This is a genomic window from Streptomyces sp. NBC_01244 (assembly GCF_035987325.1).
Classification (GTDB): Bacteria; Actinomycetota; Actinomycetes; order Streptomycetales; family Streptomycetaceae; genus Streptomyces.
Genome location: NZ_CP108488.1, coordinates 6,691,021 through 6,706,797, shown reverse-complemented (window position 1 = coordinate 6,706,797; position 15,777 = coordinate 6,691,021). Strand labels below are relative to the sequence as shown.

Annotated in this window: 15 protein-coding genes; 1 reads left to right on the top strand and 14 read right to left on the bottom strand. The window is 71.1% G+C overall.

Going from position 1 to position 15,777, the window contains the following annotated elements; all coding sequences use genetic code 11:
• Window positions 1-86 precede the first annotated feature (86 nt).
• The 9 genes from lepB (OG247_RS30285) to proS form a co-directional block, all read right to left on the bottom strand.
• Window positions 87-986, bottom strand: coding sequence for a signal peptidase I (gene lepB, locus OG247_RS30285; RefSeq protein ID WP_442813455.1), 900 nt, complete (start codon window positions 984-986; stop codon window positions 87-89).
• Complete coding sequence (gene lepB / locus OG247_RS30280) at window positions 979-1,761, bottom strand: signal peptidase I (RefSeq protein WP_327255155.1); 783 nt, start codon at window positions 1,759-1,761, stop codon at window positions 979-981. Before lepB (OG247_RS30280) ends, lepB (OG247_RS30285) begins: the two co-directional genes overlap by 8 nt.
• A gap of 44 nt (window positions 1,762-1,805) precedes the next feature.
• Complete coding sequence (gene rplS / locus OG247_RS30275; RefSeq protein ID WP_243337670.1) at window positions 1,806-2,156, bottom strand: 50S ribosomal protein L19; 351 nt, start codon at window positions 2,154-2,156, stop codon at window positions 1,806-1,808.
• 134 nt (window positions 2,157-2,290) lie between these two features.
• On the bottom strand, window positions 2,291-3,112 hold the full coding sequence (trmD, locus tag OG247_RS30270; RefSeq protein ID WP_250743888.1) for a tRNA (guanosine(37)-N1)-methyltransferase TrmD: 822 nt from the start codon (window positions 3,110-3,112) through the stop codon (window positions 2,291-2,293).
• The gene (rimM, locus tag OG247_RS30265; RefSeq protein WP_327255154.1) at window positions 3,112-3,729 is read right to left on the bottom strand and encodes a ribosome maturation factor RimM; all 618 of its coding nucleotides are present in this window, start codon (window positions 3,727-3,729) and stop codon (window positions 3,112-3,114) included. The genes trmD and rimM overlap by 1 nt, the downstream gene beginning before the upstream one ends.
• Before the next feature lie 80 nt (window positions 3,730-3,809).
• Window positions 3,810-4,049: an RNA-binding protein gene (locus tag OG247_RS30260; protein ID WP_030011889.1), complete on the bottom strand. Its 240-nt coding sequence runs from the start codon at window positions 4,047-4,049 to the stop codon at window positions 3,810-3,812.
• Window positions 4,050-4,051: 2 nt separating this feature from the next.
• Window positions 4,052-4,495, bottom strand: coding sequence for a 30S ribosomal protein S16 (rpsP, locus tag OG247_RS30255; RefSeq protein ID WP_243337676.1), 444 nt, complete (start codon window positions 4,493-4,495; stop codon window positions 4,052-4,054).
• Between the two features lie 191 nt (window positions 4,496-4,686).
• Entirely contained in the window at window positions 4,687-5,283 is a 597-nt protein-coding gene (locus OG247_RS30250) for a hypothetical protein (RefSeq protein WP_327255153.1), read from the bottom strand.
• 202 nt (window positions 5,284-5,485) lie between these two features.
• Window positions 5,486-6,898 carry a proline--tRNA ligase gene (proS, locus tag OG247_RS30245; RefSeq protein WP_327255152.1) on the bottom strand — a complete coding sequence of 471 codons (1,413 nt, stop codon included), beginning with the start codon at window positions 6,896-6,898 and terminating at the stop codon, window positions 5,486-5,488.
• 142 nt (window positions 6,899-7,040) lie between these two features.
• Between proS and OG247_RS30240 the strand changes: the two genes are divergently transcribed.
• Window positions 7,041-7,718 carry a methyltransferase type 11 gene (locus OG247_RS30240; protein ID WP_327255151.1) on the top strand — a complete coding sequence of 226 codons (678 nt, stop codon included), beginning with the start codon at window positions 7,041-7,043 and terminating at the stop codon, window positions 7,716-7,718.
• 49 nt (window positions 7,719-7,767) lie between these two features.
• Here the strand turns inward: OG247_RS30240 and ftsH are convergent, their stop codons facing one another.
• The 5 genes from ftsH to OG247_RS30215 form a co-directional block, all read right to left on the bottom strand.
• Window positions 7,768-9,612, bottom strand: a complete 1,845-nt coding sequence (gene ftsH, locus OG247_RS30235; RefSeq protein ID WP_327257692.1) for an ATP-dependent zinc metalloprotease FtsH — start codon at window positions 9,610-9,612, stop codon at window positions 7,768-7,770.
• Window positions 9,613-9,854: 242 nt separating this feature from the next.
• Window positions 9,855-11,429, bottom strand: a complete 1,575-nt coding sequence (gene ffh, locus OG247_RS30230; protein ID WP_327255150.1) for a signal recognition particle protein — start codon at window positions 11,427-11,429, stop codon at window positions 9,855-9,857.
• A gap of 214 nt (window positions 11,430-11,643) precedes the next feature.
• Window positions 11,644-14,073 carry a [protein-PII] uridylyltransferase gene (locus tag OG247_RS30225; protein WP_327255149.1) on the bottom strand — a complete coding sequence of 810 codons (2,430 nt, stop codon included), beginning with the start codon at window positions 14,071-14,073 and terminating at the stop codon, window positions 11,644-11,646.
• A 17-nt stretch (window positions 14,074-14,090) separates the two neighbouring features.
• The gene (locus tag OG247_RS30220; RefSeq protein WP_112451060.1) at window positions 14,091-14,429 is read right to left on the bottom strand and encodes a P-II family nitrogen regulator; all 339 of its coding nucleotides are present in this window, start codon (window positions 14,427-14,429) and stop codon (window positions 14,091-14,093) included.
• Window positions 14,426-15,772: an ammonium transporter gene (locus OG247_RS30215; protein WP_327255148.1), complete on the bottom strand. Its 1,347-nt coding sequence runs from the start codon at window positions 15,770-15,772 to the stop codon at window positions 14,426-14,428. The genes OG247_RS30220 and OG247_RS30215 overlap by 4 nt, the downstream gene beginning before the upstream one ends.
• Between the last annotated feature and the right edge of the window lie 5 nt (window positions 15,773-15,777).

Genomic DNA, 15,777 nt, shown 5'->3' with positions numbered 1-15,777 from the left:
AATCGACGCCCGGCCCTGATGAGGCACGGGCCCTCCCCTCCCCTAACGAGCGGGAGTTCCCGAAGGCGCGGGAGACCAAGGACACACTATGCGAACGAGGAGCCGCCCCGGCGCCTACGGGGCGCGCGGCGAGCACCGCGCGCCTGGTCGGGAACCATGCGGAAGGTGGCGGGCTGTTCCAGCCGGTGCCAGTGCCCGAAGGGCCAGGCGATCACCACGGCCTCGCCGACCACGTCCTTCTCGTCGATCGTGCCGTGGAAGGCCTCGTCGAGGTGGTAGCGGGAGTCGGCGGAGTTCGCCCGGTGGTCACCCATGACGAAGATCCGCCCGGCGGGCACCTGCACCTCGAAGCGGATCTCCGAGGGCACGTTCCCCGGGTTCACGTACGGCTCGTCGAGCGGCGATCCGTTGACGCTGACACGGCCCCGGGCGTCGCAGCACTTCACGCTGTCCCCGCCGACGCCGATGACCCGCTTGATCAGGTCCTGTTCGTTCGCCGAGGGCAGCAGGCCGATGAAGGTGAGGGTCTGCTTGATCTGCTTGATCCCCACCGGGTCCTCGGCGGGCTGGACGCTCTCGCCGCCCAGCCAGCCTCCCGGGTCCTTGAACACGACCACGTCCCCGCGCTCGACCTCGGAGCCGAACCACGGGGTGAGCTTGTCGACCAGGACCCGGTCGCCGATCCGGATCGTCTGCTCCATGGAGCCCGACGGGATGAAGAAGGCCTGGACGAGGAAGGTCTTGAGGATCAGCGCGATGCACAGCGCGACCACCACGAGCAGGGGCAGCTCCCCCGCCCGGCGGGTACGCCGTCTGCGCCGGACCCGGCGGGCGAGGCGGCGCCGCTCGGCCCGGCCGCCGGGCTCGTGGGGCTCGGCCGGCACGGCCTGCTCCGGCTCCGGGTCTTGGGCTGCGGCGGCGTCCTCGTCGCCGTATTCGTATGCGTACCCGTCCCGGTCGCCCCGCGGGCGACCGCGGCTACCCACGGCGACCGCCCACGGAACCGGCGTCACCCCAGCGCGTCACCGGCCAGCCGATCCAGTCGGCCCGCCCGATCACCTTCTCCACCGGCACCATCCCCCCGCCCGGCTCCCCCAGGTGGTCCCGGGAGTCCCGGGACTGGGAACGATGATCACCCATGACCCACAGGGTCCCCAGGGGCACGACGATGCGGAACGGCACCTTCGATCCCGAGTCGCCGGGGTAGAGGTACGGCTCGTCCAGCGGCACCCCGTTGACCTTGATCCGGCCGTTCTCGTCGCACACCACGTCGTCGCCGCCGACGCCCACGACCCGCTTCACGAAGTCGGAGTCCGCCGGCTCGGCCAGCCCGAGCGCCGAGGCCGCCCCGTGCAGGGCGTCGCCGATCGGATTTCCGTCCGGTGCCTCCCGTACGAAGGAGCCCGTGCCGTCGAAGACCACGACGTCCCCGCGCTCCGGCGCGCCGCCGAAACGGTACGCCAGCTTGTTGACCAGCACCCGGTCCCCGACGGCGAGCGTGGGCTCCATCGAGCGGCTCGGGATCAGGAAGGGTTGGAGCACGAAATTGCTGAACAGCAGCAGGAAGACGGTGCAGGCCACGCCGAGCAGCCCGGCGCGCCGCCAGGACAGCCAGCCGGCCGCGCCGGGGTCGGCGCCCGGGGCCACGCCGGGGTCGGAACCCGGGGCGGGCCCCGCTCCGGAAAGCACGAAACGCGACCTCCCCTCCCCCTCGTCGGGGGAAGAGTGGCCGCGCTGCGTGTGAGGTGCTTCGGTGTCCATCGGGGGCGAGCCTATCCGGCCTTCCCCTGAACTCCGGGAGCAGATCAGCGGTCGCGCTTCTCCTTGATCTTCGCGGCCTTGCCGCGGAGCTCACGGAGGAAGTACAGCTTGGCGCGACGCACGTCACCGCGGGTGACGAGCTCGATCTTCTCGAAGATCGGGGAGTGGACCGGGAAGGTACGCTCCACGCCGACGCTGAACGAGACCTTGCGGACCGTGAAGGTCTCGGAGACGCCCGAGCCCTGACGGCGGATGACGACACCCTTGAACTGCTGGATACGGGAGCGGTTGCCCTCGATCACGCGGACGTGAACGTTGACGGTGTCACCCGGGCGGAAGGCCGGGAGGTCCGAGCGCAGGGTGGCGGCGTTGACGCCATCGAGCAGGTGAGACATGTGATTCTTCTGCTTTCTTCGCATGACGCCACAGGTCGCCGATGCGGGGTTTCCGGAGAGAATTCGGGAGCTGCGGGACTCGGCGGACGACGGTCCCCCTGTGGCAGGGGCGTACGCGAGCACACAGCAGCCGCCTATTCTTCCACGGTCTGGGGCCTGCGCCAAAACCGGCCGTCCGGAGACGGCTTCCAGCCGAGGATGCTCAGCAGCTCGCGGTCCTTCTTGTCGAAGGCGGAGGCCTCGCAGCGCTCGATCAGATCCGGGCGGTTGGCCGCCGTACGGCGGAAGGCCTCGTCGCGGCGCCACCGGGCGATCTTGCCGTGGTGGCCGCTGACCAGCACGTCCGGGATCCCGTGGCCGCGCCACTCCGGGGGCTTGGTGTAGACGGGCCCCTCCAGCAGGTTGGCCATGTCCCCGGGTGCGAAGGAGTCGTCGCGGTGCGATTCGGCGTTGCCGAGCACTCCGGGCAGCAGCCGGGCCACGGCTTCCGTGACGACCAGGACGGCCGCCTCGCCGCCGGCCAGGACGTAGTCGCCGATGGACACCTCGTAGACCGGGAGCCGCGTGGCGTACTCGTCCATGACCCGGCGGTCGATGCCCTCGTACCGGGCCGGGGTGAAGATCAGCCAGGGGCGCTCGGAGAGTTCGACGGCGAGTTCCTGGGTGAACGGCCGGCCGCTGGGGGTGGGGACGACGATGACGGGCCCGTGCGCGCCCGCCTCGTAGCCGTCGGCCAGCGCCGCGTCCAGGGCCTCGCCCCAGGGCTCGGTCTTCATGACCATGCCGGGACCGCCGCCGTACGGGGTGTCGTCCACCGTGTTGTGCCGGTCGTACGTCCAGTCCCGCAGGTCGTGGACGTGTACGTCGAGCTGGCCGCGCGCCCGCGCCTTGCCGACCAGGGAGACGTTGAGCGGTTCCAGGTACTCGGGGAAGATCGTGACGACGTCGAGACGCATCAGGCGTCTTCCCCGTCTCCGGCCTTGACCTCGCCCTTGCCCTCGCCCTTGGCCGAGCCCTCGGCCTCGTCCTCGTCCTCGTCCCTGGTGGAGACGACGATCGCCTCGCGCTCGTCGATGAGACCGGGCGGCGGGGTGATGACGCAGCGCTGCTCGTCGAGGTCGATCTCGGCGACGATCTCCTCGACGAAGGGGATCATCACCTCGGTGCCGTCCGGCCGCTCGACGATGAACAGGTCCTGCGAGGGCAGGTGCGAGATCTCGGTGATCCGGCCGATCACGGTGCCGTCCTCGAGGACCACGTCGAGGTCCATCAGCTGGTGGTCGTAGTACTCGTCGTCCTCGGCCGGCAGCTCCGCCGGATCCACGTCGGCGATGAGCAGGATGTTGCGCAGCGCCTCGGCGCCGGTGCGGTCCTTGACCCCGGCGAAGCGCAGCATCAGCCTGCCGCTGTGCACCCGGCCCGTCTCGACCGTCAGCGGTCCCGCCGACGCCGGGTCGGTCCGGAGCACGGCGCCGGGTCCGAGCCGCAGCTCGGGCTCGTCGGTCCGCACCTCGACGGTGACCTCACCCTTGATCCCGTGGGCGCGGCCGATCCGCGCGACTACCAGCTCCACTGCATTTTCTCCTGTTCAGACGACGACGGGCCGGGGCGGGCACGTATGCCCTCCCCGGCCCGTGCCGGTGATTCAACTGCTCAGCGGACCTGGTCCACGTCGACGAGGTCGACGCGGATCCCCCGGCCGCCGATGGCGCCCACGACGGTACGCAGAGCACGTGCGGTGCGGCCGTTGCGGCCGATCACCTTGCCGAGGTCGTCGGGGTGGACCCGAACCTCCAGCACCTGCCCGCGGCGCAGGTTGCGCGAGGCGACCTGCACTTCGTCGGGGTTGTCCACGATGCCCTTCACGAGGTGCTCAAGAGCCTCCTCGAGCATGCTCAGGCCTCGGTCGACTCGGCGGTCTCGGCCTCAGCCTCGTCCGCCTTCTTGTCGGCCTTCTTCGCCTTCTGGGTAATGGCTTCGCCCTTGCCCTCGCCGATGCCCTCGAGGGCCTTGGCGAACTCGTCGAAGGAGCGACGCTTGTTCTCCTTCGTCGCCGGCTGCAGCAGCGGCGCGGGGGCCGGGAGGCCCTTGTGCGCCTGCCAGTCACCGGTGAGCTTCAGGATGGCGAGCACAGCCTCGGTGGGCTGGGCGCCAACGGACAGCCAGTACTGCGCACGCTCGGCGTTGACCTCGATGCGCGACGGGTTGTACGTCGGGTGGTAGATACCGATCTCTTCGATCGCGCGACCGTCCCGACGGGTACGGGCGTCGGCGACGACGATGCGGTAGTGCGGCTGGCGAATCTTGCCGAGGCGCTTGAGCTTGATCTTGACTGCCACTGGAGTGGTGTCTCCTGAACTTGACGTGGTTGGGCACATGAGATGCCACGTGGGGTTGCGGTACTCGGGTGCCCGATGGACGCGTCAGCCGGAGGAGAGAGGGGTCCTATGCGACTGTCGAGTACAGCTGTCCATTGTGCCACACGCCCGCGGCGCGCTCGGCCGGGAGGTCGCGGAGCTCACCCGTCGGGTCAGGAGGCCACCGCGATGGCCACTTCGGGGATGCGGAAGGGCTTCATACAGCCTCCGCACACGATCGGGGCCTGCGCCAGCACGGACGGGACCACGCGCACGTTGCGCCCGCAGTCGCAGACCGCCTTGACGCGGACGCCACCGCCGGAGGACCCGTGCCGGGCGGCCGGACCGCGGAAGCTGCGCTTGGTGTCGGCGGCCGTGGCGACCGTGTGGGCCTTCAGCGCGCGCTGGAGACGCTCCATGGTGGGGCGGTAGCGCTTCTTCGCCTCGGGATTGAGCGAGACCAGGGAGAAACCGCTGCTCGCGTGCGGCTCCTCGGTGTGGTCCAGCCCCATCTCCTCGGCGATCGCCAGGAACCTGCGGTTGTGGTAGCGGCCGGCCCGCGAAGTGTCACGCACTCCGCGTGCTGCGGCGATGCCGTGGACTGCCTCGTGCAGCAGTCGCTCGAAGGAGAGCTCGGCGCCGCAGGCGGACGAGGACTCTCCGATCAGGGACTCGGGCGCGGCAAGGTCAGGCAGCTCGGGGTGGTACCGCTGAATATCGGCCCACGCCTGCGCCAGCTCTGCGGCGAGAACAGGTGGTGTCGTGCTCACGTCGTGACAACGAGCCGGGGTGCCCCGGTGTTCCGATTCCGGGCCATTCCAAATTTTTTGCACGTACCAGTCAGTTCAGTCTCATGCGTCCCGACGAGGACGGGTGCGCATATCTCGGGATGAGTCGGTACGTAGTGACGACTACTCCCCGGCGCGCGGCAAGTGCCGCGCACCGGGGAGTGAGAGCCGTCAGCCGGACCGGCTAGTACGAGCGCGCGACGATCGCGATGTTGCCGGGGGCGTCGTCCGCCTGCGGAACCGACCCGTCCTCGGCGATCAGGCAGCGTACGGACACGGCCTGCTCGGCGAGCTTCGCCTCGCCCTCGGGGCCGAGGTCGGCCCACGGGATCCGCGCCCAGCCACCGGCGATGGCGGCCTCGGCGGCCTCCTCGATGGTCGAGACGTCGGACGTACGGGAGATGCGGCGCTCGCGGGACTCGCGCAGCAGCTGCTCCTGGTCCTCCTCGAGCACCTTGGGCAGCAGGGCGGCGAGGTCGGAGATCTGCACGGCCTCCTTGCCGCCCGGGATCCGGCGGGCCAGCATCGCGGTGCCGGCCTCCAGGTCGCGGGGGCCGATCTCGACGCGGACCGGTACGCCCTTGAGCTCCCAGTCCACGGCGCGGCGACCGAAGGGGGTGTCGACGCGGTCGTCGACGAACACCCGCAGGCCCGCGGCCTTGAGCTGGGCGCCCAGCTCACGGACCTTCGCCACGGCCTCGTCGCCCTTGATCGCCATGACGACGACCTGGACGTGCGCGAGGCGCGGCGGGACCCGCAGGCCGTTGTCGTCGCCGTGCGACATGATCAGGCCGCCGACCATGCGGGTGGAGACGCCCCACGAGGTCTGCCAGACGAGCTCCTGCTTGCCTTCCTTCGACAGGTACTGCGTGTTGAAGGCCTTGGCGAAGTTGGTGCCGAGCTCGTGGCTGGTGCCGAGCTGCAGGGCCTTGCCGTCGCCCATCATGCCCTCGAGGGTGAGGGTGTTGATGGCACCGGCGAAGCGCTCCTTGGCGGTCTTGCGGCCGAGCACGACGTCGATGCCGAGCACGTTGGTCATGAAGTCGCCGTACACGTCCGTGTGGATGCGGGCGGCGTAGTCGCGGGCGTCCTCGTACGTGACGTGGGCCGTGTGGCCCTCCTGCCAGAGGAACTCGCTCGTACGGAGGAACACGCGCGGGCGCATCTCCCAGCGGACCACGTTCGCCCACTGGTTGATCAGCAGCGGCAGGTCGCGGTAGCTCTGGACCCACTTGGAGAAGTACTCGTTGATGATCGTCTCGGAGGTGGGCCGGACCACGACCGGCTCGTCGAGCTCCTTGCCGCCGCCGTGCGTGACGATCGCCAGCTCGGGGGCGAAGCCCTCGACGTGCTCCGCTTCCCGCGTCAGGTACGACTGCGGGATGAACAGCGGGAAGTACGCGTTCTGGGCGCCCGCGTCCTTGATGCGCGCGTCCATCTCCTGCTGCATCCGCTCCCACAGGCCGTAGCCGTACGGCCGGATGACCATCGTGCCGCGGACCGGACCGTTGTCGGCCAGCTCGGCCTTGTTGATCAGATCCTGGTACCAGCGGGGAAAATCCTCCGCCTGGGGGGTGAGAACGGGTGCCTTTGCCATGGCGCGAATGGTACGGCGCCCGGAGTGCCGAACGTGAATCGGGTGTGAATCGGGTGGCGCGCTCCTCTGGACGCGGGGGCGAATCGGGAGTTCTCTGGCAACGGGGGCATGGGGGCGACACGGAATCAGGAGCGCTCTTTCGATGACACCGACGCCGACGGCGACGCTTGTCGCGCGGGACTGGGCGGAGATCCAGGAACGGATGCTGGTACCGCTGTACGAGGCGGTCTACGACCGGCTGGAGGTCGGGCCGGGCGACCGGCTGCTGGGCCTCGACTGCGGGGCCGGGCTGGCCCTTCTGCTTGCCTCGGGCCGGGGAGCCCTGGCCACGGGTGTGGAGACGGATCCGGCACGCCGGACGCTGGCCCGGGAGCGCCTCCTGGAGGTCCTCGCGGCCCCGCCGGCGCCCGCTGTGCCCTACGACGTGCTGCTGGCCTTCTCGCCCGCCCCGGGCGCCCTGGCCGCGGCCCTGCCGGCGCTGCGCCGCCCCGGCGGCGCGGTGGTGCTGGCCGACTGGGGTCCGGCGGAGCGGTGCACGGTGCCCTCCGTCCTGGGCGGCGGGCCGGCGGCGCGGGACCTGGACGCCATGGCGGCCGCGGCCGGCCTGGTGCCGGACGGGTCGGGGCGGGTGTTCTGCCCGTTCGGGTACGCCGACGTGGACAGCGCGGTGCGCGGGCTGCTGTCGACCGGGCTGTACGAGTGCTCCGACCCGGTCCAGGTGGAGAAGGAACTGGCGGAGGCACTTCACCCGTACGAACGGGGTGACGGGGCCGTCTGGCTGCCGAACATCTTCCGTTACGTCATCGCCCGTACGGCCTAACCCGCGCGATCGTCGCCGTGCGGGGCCGCGGACCGGCCCCGCACGGCGCTCACTTGTGCGGCGCCGACTTGTGGAGGCGGGGAATCCCCGCGGCGGCGTAGGCGGCCGCCTCGTCCAGGGTTTCGTTCGCCATCAGGGCGTCCGCGAGGGCGTCCAGCTTGTCGCGGTTCTCGCGCAGCAGGAGGCAGGCCTTCTCGTAGCACTCGTCGACGATCCGGCGCATCTCGTGGTCCACCGCGTCGAGGGTGGCGGGGGCCGCGGAGAGGCCGTAGGGGCTCTGTCCGTCCGAGGGGATGGCGGTGAGGCGGCCGATGCGCTCGCTCATGCCCCAGCGGCCGACCATGCCCCGGGCGATGTTGGTGACCTGTTCGAGGTCGTTCTCCGCGCCGGTGGTGATGATGTCGTAGACGGTGTGCTCGGCCGCCATGCCGCCCAGCGCTCCGATGATGCGGCCGCGCAAATACTCCTCCGTGTAGGCGTACCGGTCCGCCTCCGGCGTAGAGAGGGTGACGCCGAGCGCACGGCCGCGCGGGACGATGGTGATCTTGCGGACCGGGTCGGCGCCCGGCTGGAGCATGCCCAGCAAGGCGTGACCGCTCTCGTGGTACGCGGTGCGGCGGCGATCCTCCTCCGACATGACCAGCGGCCGTTCCGCGCCCAGCTGGACCTTTTCCAGTGCGTCGGAGAGGTCCGACTGAGTGACTTCCTTCTGCTGGCGCTTCACGGCGAGCAGGGCCGCCTCGTTGGCGAGGTTGGCCAGCTCTGCTCCGGTCATGCCCGGCGTCGTACGGGCCACTTGCGCGAGGTCGACGCCGTCGGCGAGCGGGATGTCCCTCGTGTGGATCCGGAGGATGGCTTCCCGGCCGCTCTTGTCGGGCGGGGAGACGACGACGGTGCGGTCGAAGCGGCCCGGCCGGGTGAGCGCCGGGTCCAGGACGTCTGCCCGGTTGGTCGCGGCGAGGACGACCACTCCTTCGGACCCGGAGAAGCCGTCCATCTCGGTGAGGATCTGGTTCAGGGTCTGCTCGCGCTCGTCGTGGCCGCCCATGGCCGCGCCGCCGCCGCGCACTCGCCCGATGGTGTCGATCTCGTCGATGAAGACGATGGCGGGGGCCACTTTGCGGGCCTCGGAGAAGAGTTCCCGCACCCGGGACGCGCCGACGCCGACGATCATCTCGATGAACTCGGAGGCGGAGGCGGAGAAGAACGGCACCCCGGCCTCACCCGCGAGGGCGCGGGCGAGCAGGGTCTTGCCGGTGCCGGGCGGGCCGGCGAGCAGGACGCCGCCGGGCATGCGGGCGCCCATCTTGCGGTACTCGTCCGGGTTCTTGAGGAAGTCCACGACGTCGTTGAGCTCGCCCTCGACCTCGTCGATGCCGGCCACGTCCTCGAAGGTCGTGCGCTTGGCGCCCTCCAGCTCGACCGGCTTGGGCGGCGTCTTGCGCCCGAGCCCGCCCATGCCGCCGCCCATCGCCGATCCCATCCGGCGGGCGATGACCACCCACAGGAGGACCAGCAGCAGCATCGGGGCCAGGGAGATCAGCAGGTTGGCCAGGAAGCTGCGCTGCACGACGACCGGGGAGGCGGTGACGACGACGTTCTGCTTGGTGAGGTTGGCCCACAGGTCGTCGTCGGCGAAGGCGGGCCGCTGGGAGACGAACTTCTTGTAGTTGCCCTTGTCCCCGTCCGGCTCGGGCTGTTCGGTTTTCAGCTCGCCCTGGATGGCGTCGCCCTTGGCGTAGATCTTCGAGACGTTGCCGTTCGCGACCTGCTTGCTGAACTCGGTGTACGAGATCGTCGGCTCGTCGCCCTCGTTGAAGAAGGAGAGCACCAGGTTGGTGATCAGGTAGACGATCAGGGCGGTGAGGATCAGGCCGCGCCAGCCGCCGGGCATCCGCTTCTTCGGCGGCGGGGCGGGGGGTGCGCCTTCGGAGCGCCAGGGCGTATCGGCCCGGTCGCGGGGCGGTACGGGGGTGGGGCTGGGCACGTGGCCTCCTTCTGCCGTCCTCCCGGCCGACCATAAGCGACAAACCGGACCGTCGCCCCCGGCGGCGGGCCACACGGCGAAGCCCCGGCCGGAGTGATCCGGCCGGGGCTCGCGTGGCTCCGTACGACTACGTCGCCGCTGCCTCGCTGCTACTTCATGAACTTCTTGAACTCGTCCGGAAGGTCGAAATCCTGTTCGGGCTGGGCCCCACCGGTGGGCAGGCCGAACGGGTTCCCGCCGGCGGCGGGCTCGATCGCCTCCGGACCCGCCTCGCGGCGCGCGGCGGCCGCGGCCTCTTCTTCCTTGCGCTTCATCGGGTTGCCGCTCTTGCGCTTGCCCTTGGCCTGCTTGACCTGCTTCTTCTGCCGGCCGGGGCCGCCGCCCATCCCGGGCATGCCGGGCATGCCCGGCATGCCGCCGCCCTGGGCCATGCGGGACATCATCTTGCGGGCCTCGAAGAACCGCTCGACGAGCGACTTGACGGCGCTGACCTCGGTGCCGGAGCCCTTGGCGATACGGGCGCGGCGCGAGCCGTTGATGAGGTGCGGGTCCTGGCGCTCGGCCGGGGTCATCGACTTGATGATCGCGGCGGTGCGGTCCACGTCGCGCTCGTCGATGTTGTTGATCTGGTCCTTGATCTGCCCCATGCCCGGGAGCATGCCGAGCAGCTTGGAGATGGAGCCCATCTTGCGGACCTGCTCCATCTGGGACAGGAAGTCGTCGAGCGTGAACTCCTTCGGGCCCTTCTGCAGCTTGGCCGCCATCTTCTCGGCTTCGGCCTGGCTGAAGGTCTTCTCGGCCTGCTCGATCAGGGTGAGCATGTCACCCATGTCGAGGATCCGGCCCGCCATGCGGTCCGGGTGGAAGGCGTCGAACTCGTCGAGCTTCTCGCCGTTCGAGGCGAAGATGATCTGCTTGCCGGTGACGTGCGCGATGGAGAGCGCGGCACCACCGCGGGCGTCGCCGTCGAGCTTCGAGAGCACGACGCCGTCGAAGCCGACGCCGTCGCGGAAGGCCTCGGCGGTGTTGACCGCGTCCTGGCCGATCATGGCGTCGACAACGAAGAGGATCTCGTCCGGGCTGACGGCGTCGCGGATGTCCGCGGCCTGCTGCATCAGTTCCTGGTCGATGCCGAGGCGGCCCGCGGTGTCGACGATGACCACGTCGTACTGCTTGGTGCGCGCGTACTCGATGGAGTCCTTGGCGACCTGGACCGGGTCACCGACGCCGTTGCCCGGCGCGGGGGCGTAGACGGCCACACCGGCCCGCTCGGCCACGACCGAGAGCTGGTTGACGGCGTTGGGGCGCTGGAGGTCGCAGGCGACGAGGAGCGGGGTGTGGCCCTGCCCCTTCAGCCACAGGCCGAGCTTTCCGGCGAGGGTGGTCTTACCGGCACCCTGGAGGCCGGCGAGCATGATCACCGTGGGCGCGGTCTTGGCGAAGCGCAGCCGCCGGGTCTCGCCGCCGAGGATGGAGACCAGCTCGTCGTTGACGATCTTGAGGACCTGCTGGCCCGGGTTCAGGGCCTTGGAGACCTCTTCGCCGCGGGCGCGCTCCTTGACGTTCGCGATGAAGGAGCGGACGACGGGGAGGGCGACGTCGGCCTCGAGGAGGGCGATACGGATTTCCCGCGCCGCAGCGTCGATGTCCTGCTCGGAGAGGCGGCCTTTGCCCCGGAGGGACTTGAAGGTCGCGCTGAGGCGGTCGGAAAGCGTATCGAACACGGTGGTCGCGATTCCTCGGGTCGGGGGCGTGTGGTCGTCCCCCAGGGTATCGGTCCCCGCCACCGGCCCGGCCCTGCGGGCGGCAATCCCCTACCCGCCCTTCCACCGTTCCCCGGGGCTCCGCCCCGGACCCCGCGCCTCAAACGCCGGCGAGGCTGGAAGATCCAGCCCGTCCGGCCTTTGAGGACACGTGCGCGGAGCGCGCGTCCGCCCGCTACGCCAGGGCCGCCTGGACCGAGCCCGCCAGGGCTGTCGCCGCCGACGCCGTCAGGGGTTTGCCGTCGGCGTCGACCACGTACACCGTGTCCACGGCATTCGCGCCGAGCGTGGACACGTGCGCACTGCGCACCCGCACCCCGGAGGACTCCAGCGCGCGCCCGATCCGGTGTAACAGACCGACCGCGTCGGGCGCCCGAACCTCCAGGACCGTGGCGAGGGAGGAGACCTCGGGCACCACCGTGACCCGGGGCGGCGGCGGTACCACCCCGCGCCGGCGCGGGTACGCCGCCTCGCGGTCCGCCAGCTTCGACGGGACGTCCAGCGAGCCGTCCAGGGCCCGCACCAGATCGGTGCGCAGCCGTGCGGCCTGCGGCAGGGAGCCGTACTCCGCGGCCACCCGCCAGCGCAGGACCAGTACCTCGCCCAGCCGGTCCGGGAGCTCCATCGAGCGCAGGTCGGCCGCCCGCACGGTGAGCCGGTGCAGTGCCAGGACGCCGGCCACCGAGGGCAGTACGCCCGGCTGGTCGGGGACGGCCACCACCAGTTCCACGCCGACCGCGTCCTCCTCCTGCCGGGCGTGCAGGGCCAGTACGGGCTCTCCGGTGCGCAGCGCCTCCACCGCCAGCCGCTCCTGCTCGGTGGTCGGGATCTCCAGTTCCGTCACGGCCGGGGCGGCGCCGCGCAGCACGGCGGCGACCCGGGCGACCAGGTCGGCCACGAGAGAGCCGCGCCACGCGCTCCACGCGGCCGGGCCGGTGGCCAGCGCGTCGGCCTCCGTCAGCGCGTGCAGGATCTCCAGCGTGCCGGGGGAACCGACCGCCTCGGCCACCGCCTTGACCGTCGCCGGGTCGTCCAGGTCCCGCCGCGTGGCGGTGTCGATCAGCAGCAGGTGGTGGCGTACGAGCACGCCCAGCACGGCGACGTCCTCCGCGTCGAAGCCCACCCGCACGGCCATGTCGCGCGCGATCGTCTCGCCGGCCACCGAGTGGTCGCCGGGCCAGCCCTTGCCGATGTCGTGCAGCAGGGCGGCCATCAGGAGGAGGTCGGGGCGGCCCACCCGGCGGGTCAGCTCGGAGGCCCGGACGGCCGTCTCGACGAGGTGCCGGTCCACGGTCCAGGTGTGCACCGGGTTGCGCTGCGGCCGGCACCGCACCCGCTCCCAGTCGGGCAGCAGCTTCGTGATGATCCCCTCGGCCTCCAGCGCCTCCCACACGGCCACCGTCGGCTCCCCCGCGCCCAGCAGGGTCAGCAGCTGCTCCCGGGCCTCGGCCGGCCACGGCACCGGCAGCGGCTTCGCCTGCGCCGCGAGCCTGCGTACGGCGTGCAGCGAGACGGGCAGTCCGGCCTGGGCGGCGGCCGCGCCGAAGCGCAGGGGCAGCACCGGGTCCCGGTCGGGCCGCGCGGCCAGGGCCAGTACGGCCTCGCCGTCGGACTCGACGACGCCTTCGGCGAGCGGCGCCCGCTCCGGTACGGAGCCGCGGGTGCCGAGCAGACCGCGGAGCCGGGGGCGGGCGGACCGCGCCCGGAGCACGCGCCCGACCTCGCGCCAGGTCACGTCACCGGCGTACGAGACCACCCGCGCGGCCTCGTACACCTCCCTGAGCAGGGCATCGGCGTCGAGCAGACCGAGCTGCGCCGCGACCGGGGTCTGTTCCTGGAGGGAGAGCCGGTCGGTGGCGCGGCCGGTCACCAGGTGCAGCGCGTCCCGGGCGTCGAGCAGCCGGCGCCGGGCTTCGGCGAGGCCCTCGCGCGGGGCGTCGGCCAGCCAGGAGGCGGCGACGGCCCGCAGCGCGGTGACGTCGCGCAGGCCGCCGCGGGCCTCCTTGAGGTCGGGTTCCAGCAGGAAGCGGAGCTCCCCGGCACGCTCGGCCCGCTCGCGGCACAGGGAGTGCAGCTGGGGCAGCCGTTTGGCGGCGTGGTTGCGCCAGTCCGCCAGGACGGAGGTGCGCAGTCCCGCGAGGAGCCCGGCGTCGCCCGCGACGGGCCGGGCGTCGAGCAGTCCGAGGTGCACCTTGAGGTCTTCGGCGGCGGTCTTGCGGGCTTCGCCGGGGGTGCGCACCGAGTGGTCGAGGGCGACCCCGAGGTCCCAGACGGGGTACCAGAGCCGGTCGGCCAGGGCGGCCAGTGCCCGCGGTTCGGCCTTGCCGTCGTGGAGCAGGACCAGGTCGAGGTCGCTGCGGGGGGAGAGTTCGGCGCGGCCGTAGCCACCGACGGCGACGAGGGCGGCGCCCCGCACGCCCGTCTCCTTCACCGCGGTGGCGAACAGCGCCTTCAGCCAGTCGTCGGTCAGGGACGCCAGGGCGGAACGCCGGGAAGGCCCGGACCGCGACTCCTCCTGGAGGAGTCGCAGCCGGGCCGCGGCGTACCCGCTGGGTCCCTGGTCGGCGGTGCTACCGCCGTCCGTGGTCTCTTCGACACTCGTCACCCAGGGGTTCCAATCGCCTAGAGCGCGTCAGCGCCGCGTTCACCGGTGCGGACCCGGATGACCGAGTCCACGGGGATGCTCCACACCTTGCCGTCGCCGATCTTGCCCGTCTGGGCGGCGTCGACGACGATCCGCATCACGTCTTCCGCGTCGCCGTCCTCGACGAGCACCTCTATGCGGATCTTCGGTACGAGGTCCACGGTGTACTCGGCACCCCGGTAGACCTCGGTGTGTCCGCGCTGGCGGCCGTAGCCGCTGGCCTCGGAGACGGTGAGTCCCTGGACTCCGAAGCGGTGCAGGGCTTCCTTGATCTCGTCGAGCCGGTGCGGCTTCACGATCGCGGTGATGAGCTTCATGCGTCAACCTTCTTGCTCGCGGCGGCAACAGGGGCGGGGGCGGCGGTGCTCCGGGAGGAGGAGCCGCCGCCGGCTCCGCTGAAGTCGTAGGCGGTCTCGGCGTGTTCGACCTGGTCGATGCCGGAGACCTCGTCGTCCTCGGGGACCCGCATCCCGATCGTCTTGTCGAGCAGGAAGGCGAGTACCGCGGACGCCACGAGAGAGTAGGCCAGGACGGAGAAGACTCCGATCGCCTGCTTGCCGAGCTGCTCCAGGCCGCCGCCGTAGAAGAGGCCGGCCGCGTCGGACTGGACCCCGCCGGTGGCGAAGAAACCGACGAGCAGGGAGCCGATGACACCGCCGACGAGGTGGACGCCGACCACGTCGAGGGAGTCGTCGTAGCCGAACTTGTACTTCAGGCCGACGGCCATGGCGCACACGACACCGGCGATGGCGCCGATGGCGATCGCGCCGAGCGGGGAGCAGGAGCCGCCGGAGGGGGTGATGGCGACGAGGCCCGCGACCGCGCCGGAGGCGGCGCCGAGGGTGGTGAAGGAGCCGTGGCGCAGCTTCTCGTAGCCGAGCCAGGCGAGCATGGCGGCGGCGGTGGCGACCTGGGTGTTGACGAACATGACCGCGCCGACGCCGTCGTCGTTGCCGAGCCAGGAGCCCGCGTTGAAGCCGAACCAGCCGAACCACAGCAGGCCGGCGCCGAGCATCACGAGCGGGAGGCTGTGCGGGCGCATCGGGTCCTTCTTGAACCCGACGCGCTTGCCGATGACCAGGATCACGCCGAGGGCCGCGGCGCCCGCGTTGATGTGGACGGCGGTGCCGCCGGCGAAGTCGATCACGCCGAGCTCGAAGAGCCAGCCGCCGGCGCCCCACACCCAGTGGGCGACGGGGAAGTAGACGATCGTGACCCAGAGGGTGATGAACAGGGCCCACGCGCCGAACTTGACGCGGTCGGCCAGCGCGCCGCTTATCAGCGCCGGGGTGATGATCGCGAACATCAGCTGGAAGACGGCGAAGACGTACACCGGGATGGTGTAGCCGTCCCACAGCTCGGTGATGCCGATGCCGCTGAGTCCCACGTAGTCGGAGGTCCAGCCGATGAGCGAGCCGGAGTCGGCGCCGAAGGCGAGGCTGAATCCGTAGAGGACCCAGAGGATCGTGACGATCCCGAGGCTGATGAAGCTCATCATCAGCATGTTGAGGCTGCTCTTGACGCGGACCATGCCTCCGTAGAAGAAGGCGAGTCCCGGGGTCATCAGCATGACCAGGGCGGAGCAGATGAGCATGAACCCGGTGTTCGCGGAAGACAGCGTGGGGGCGTCTGCCGCGAGGGTCGTGATGGCTGATGCCATCGGCG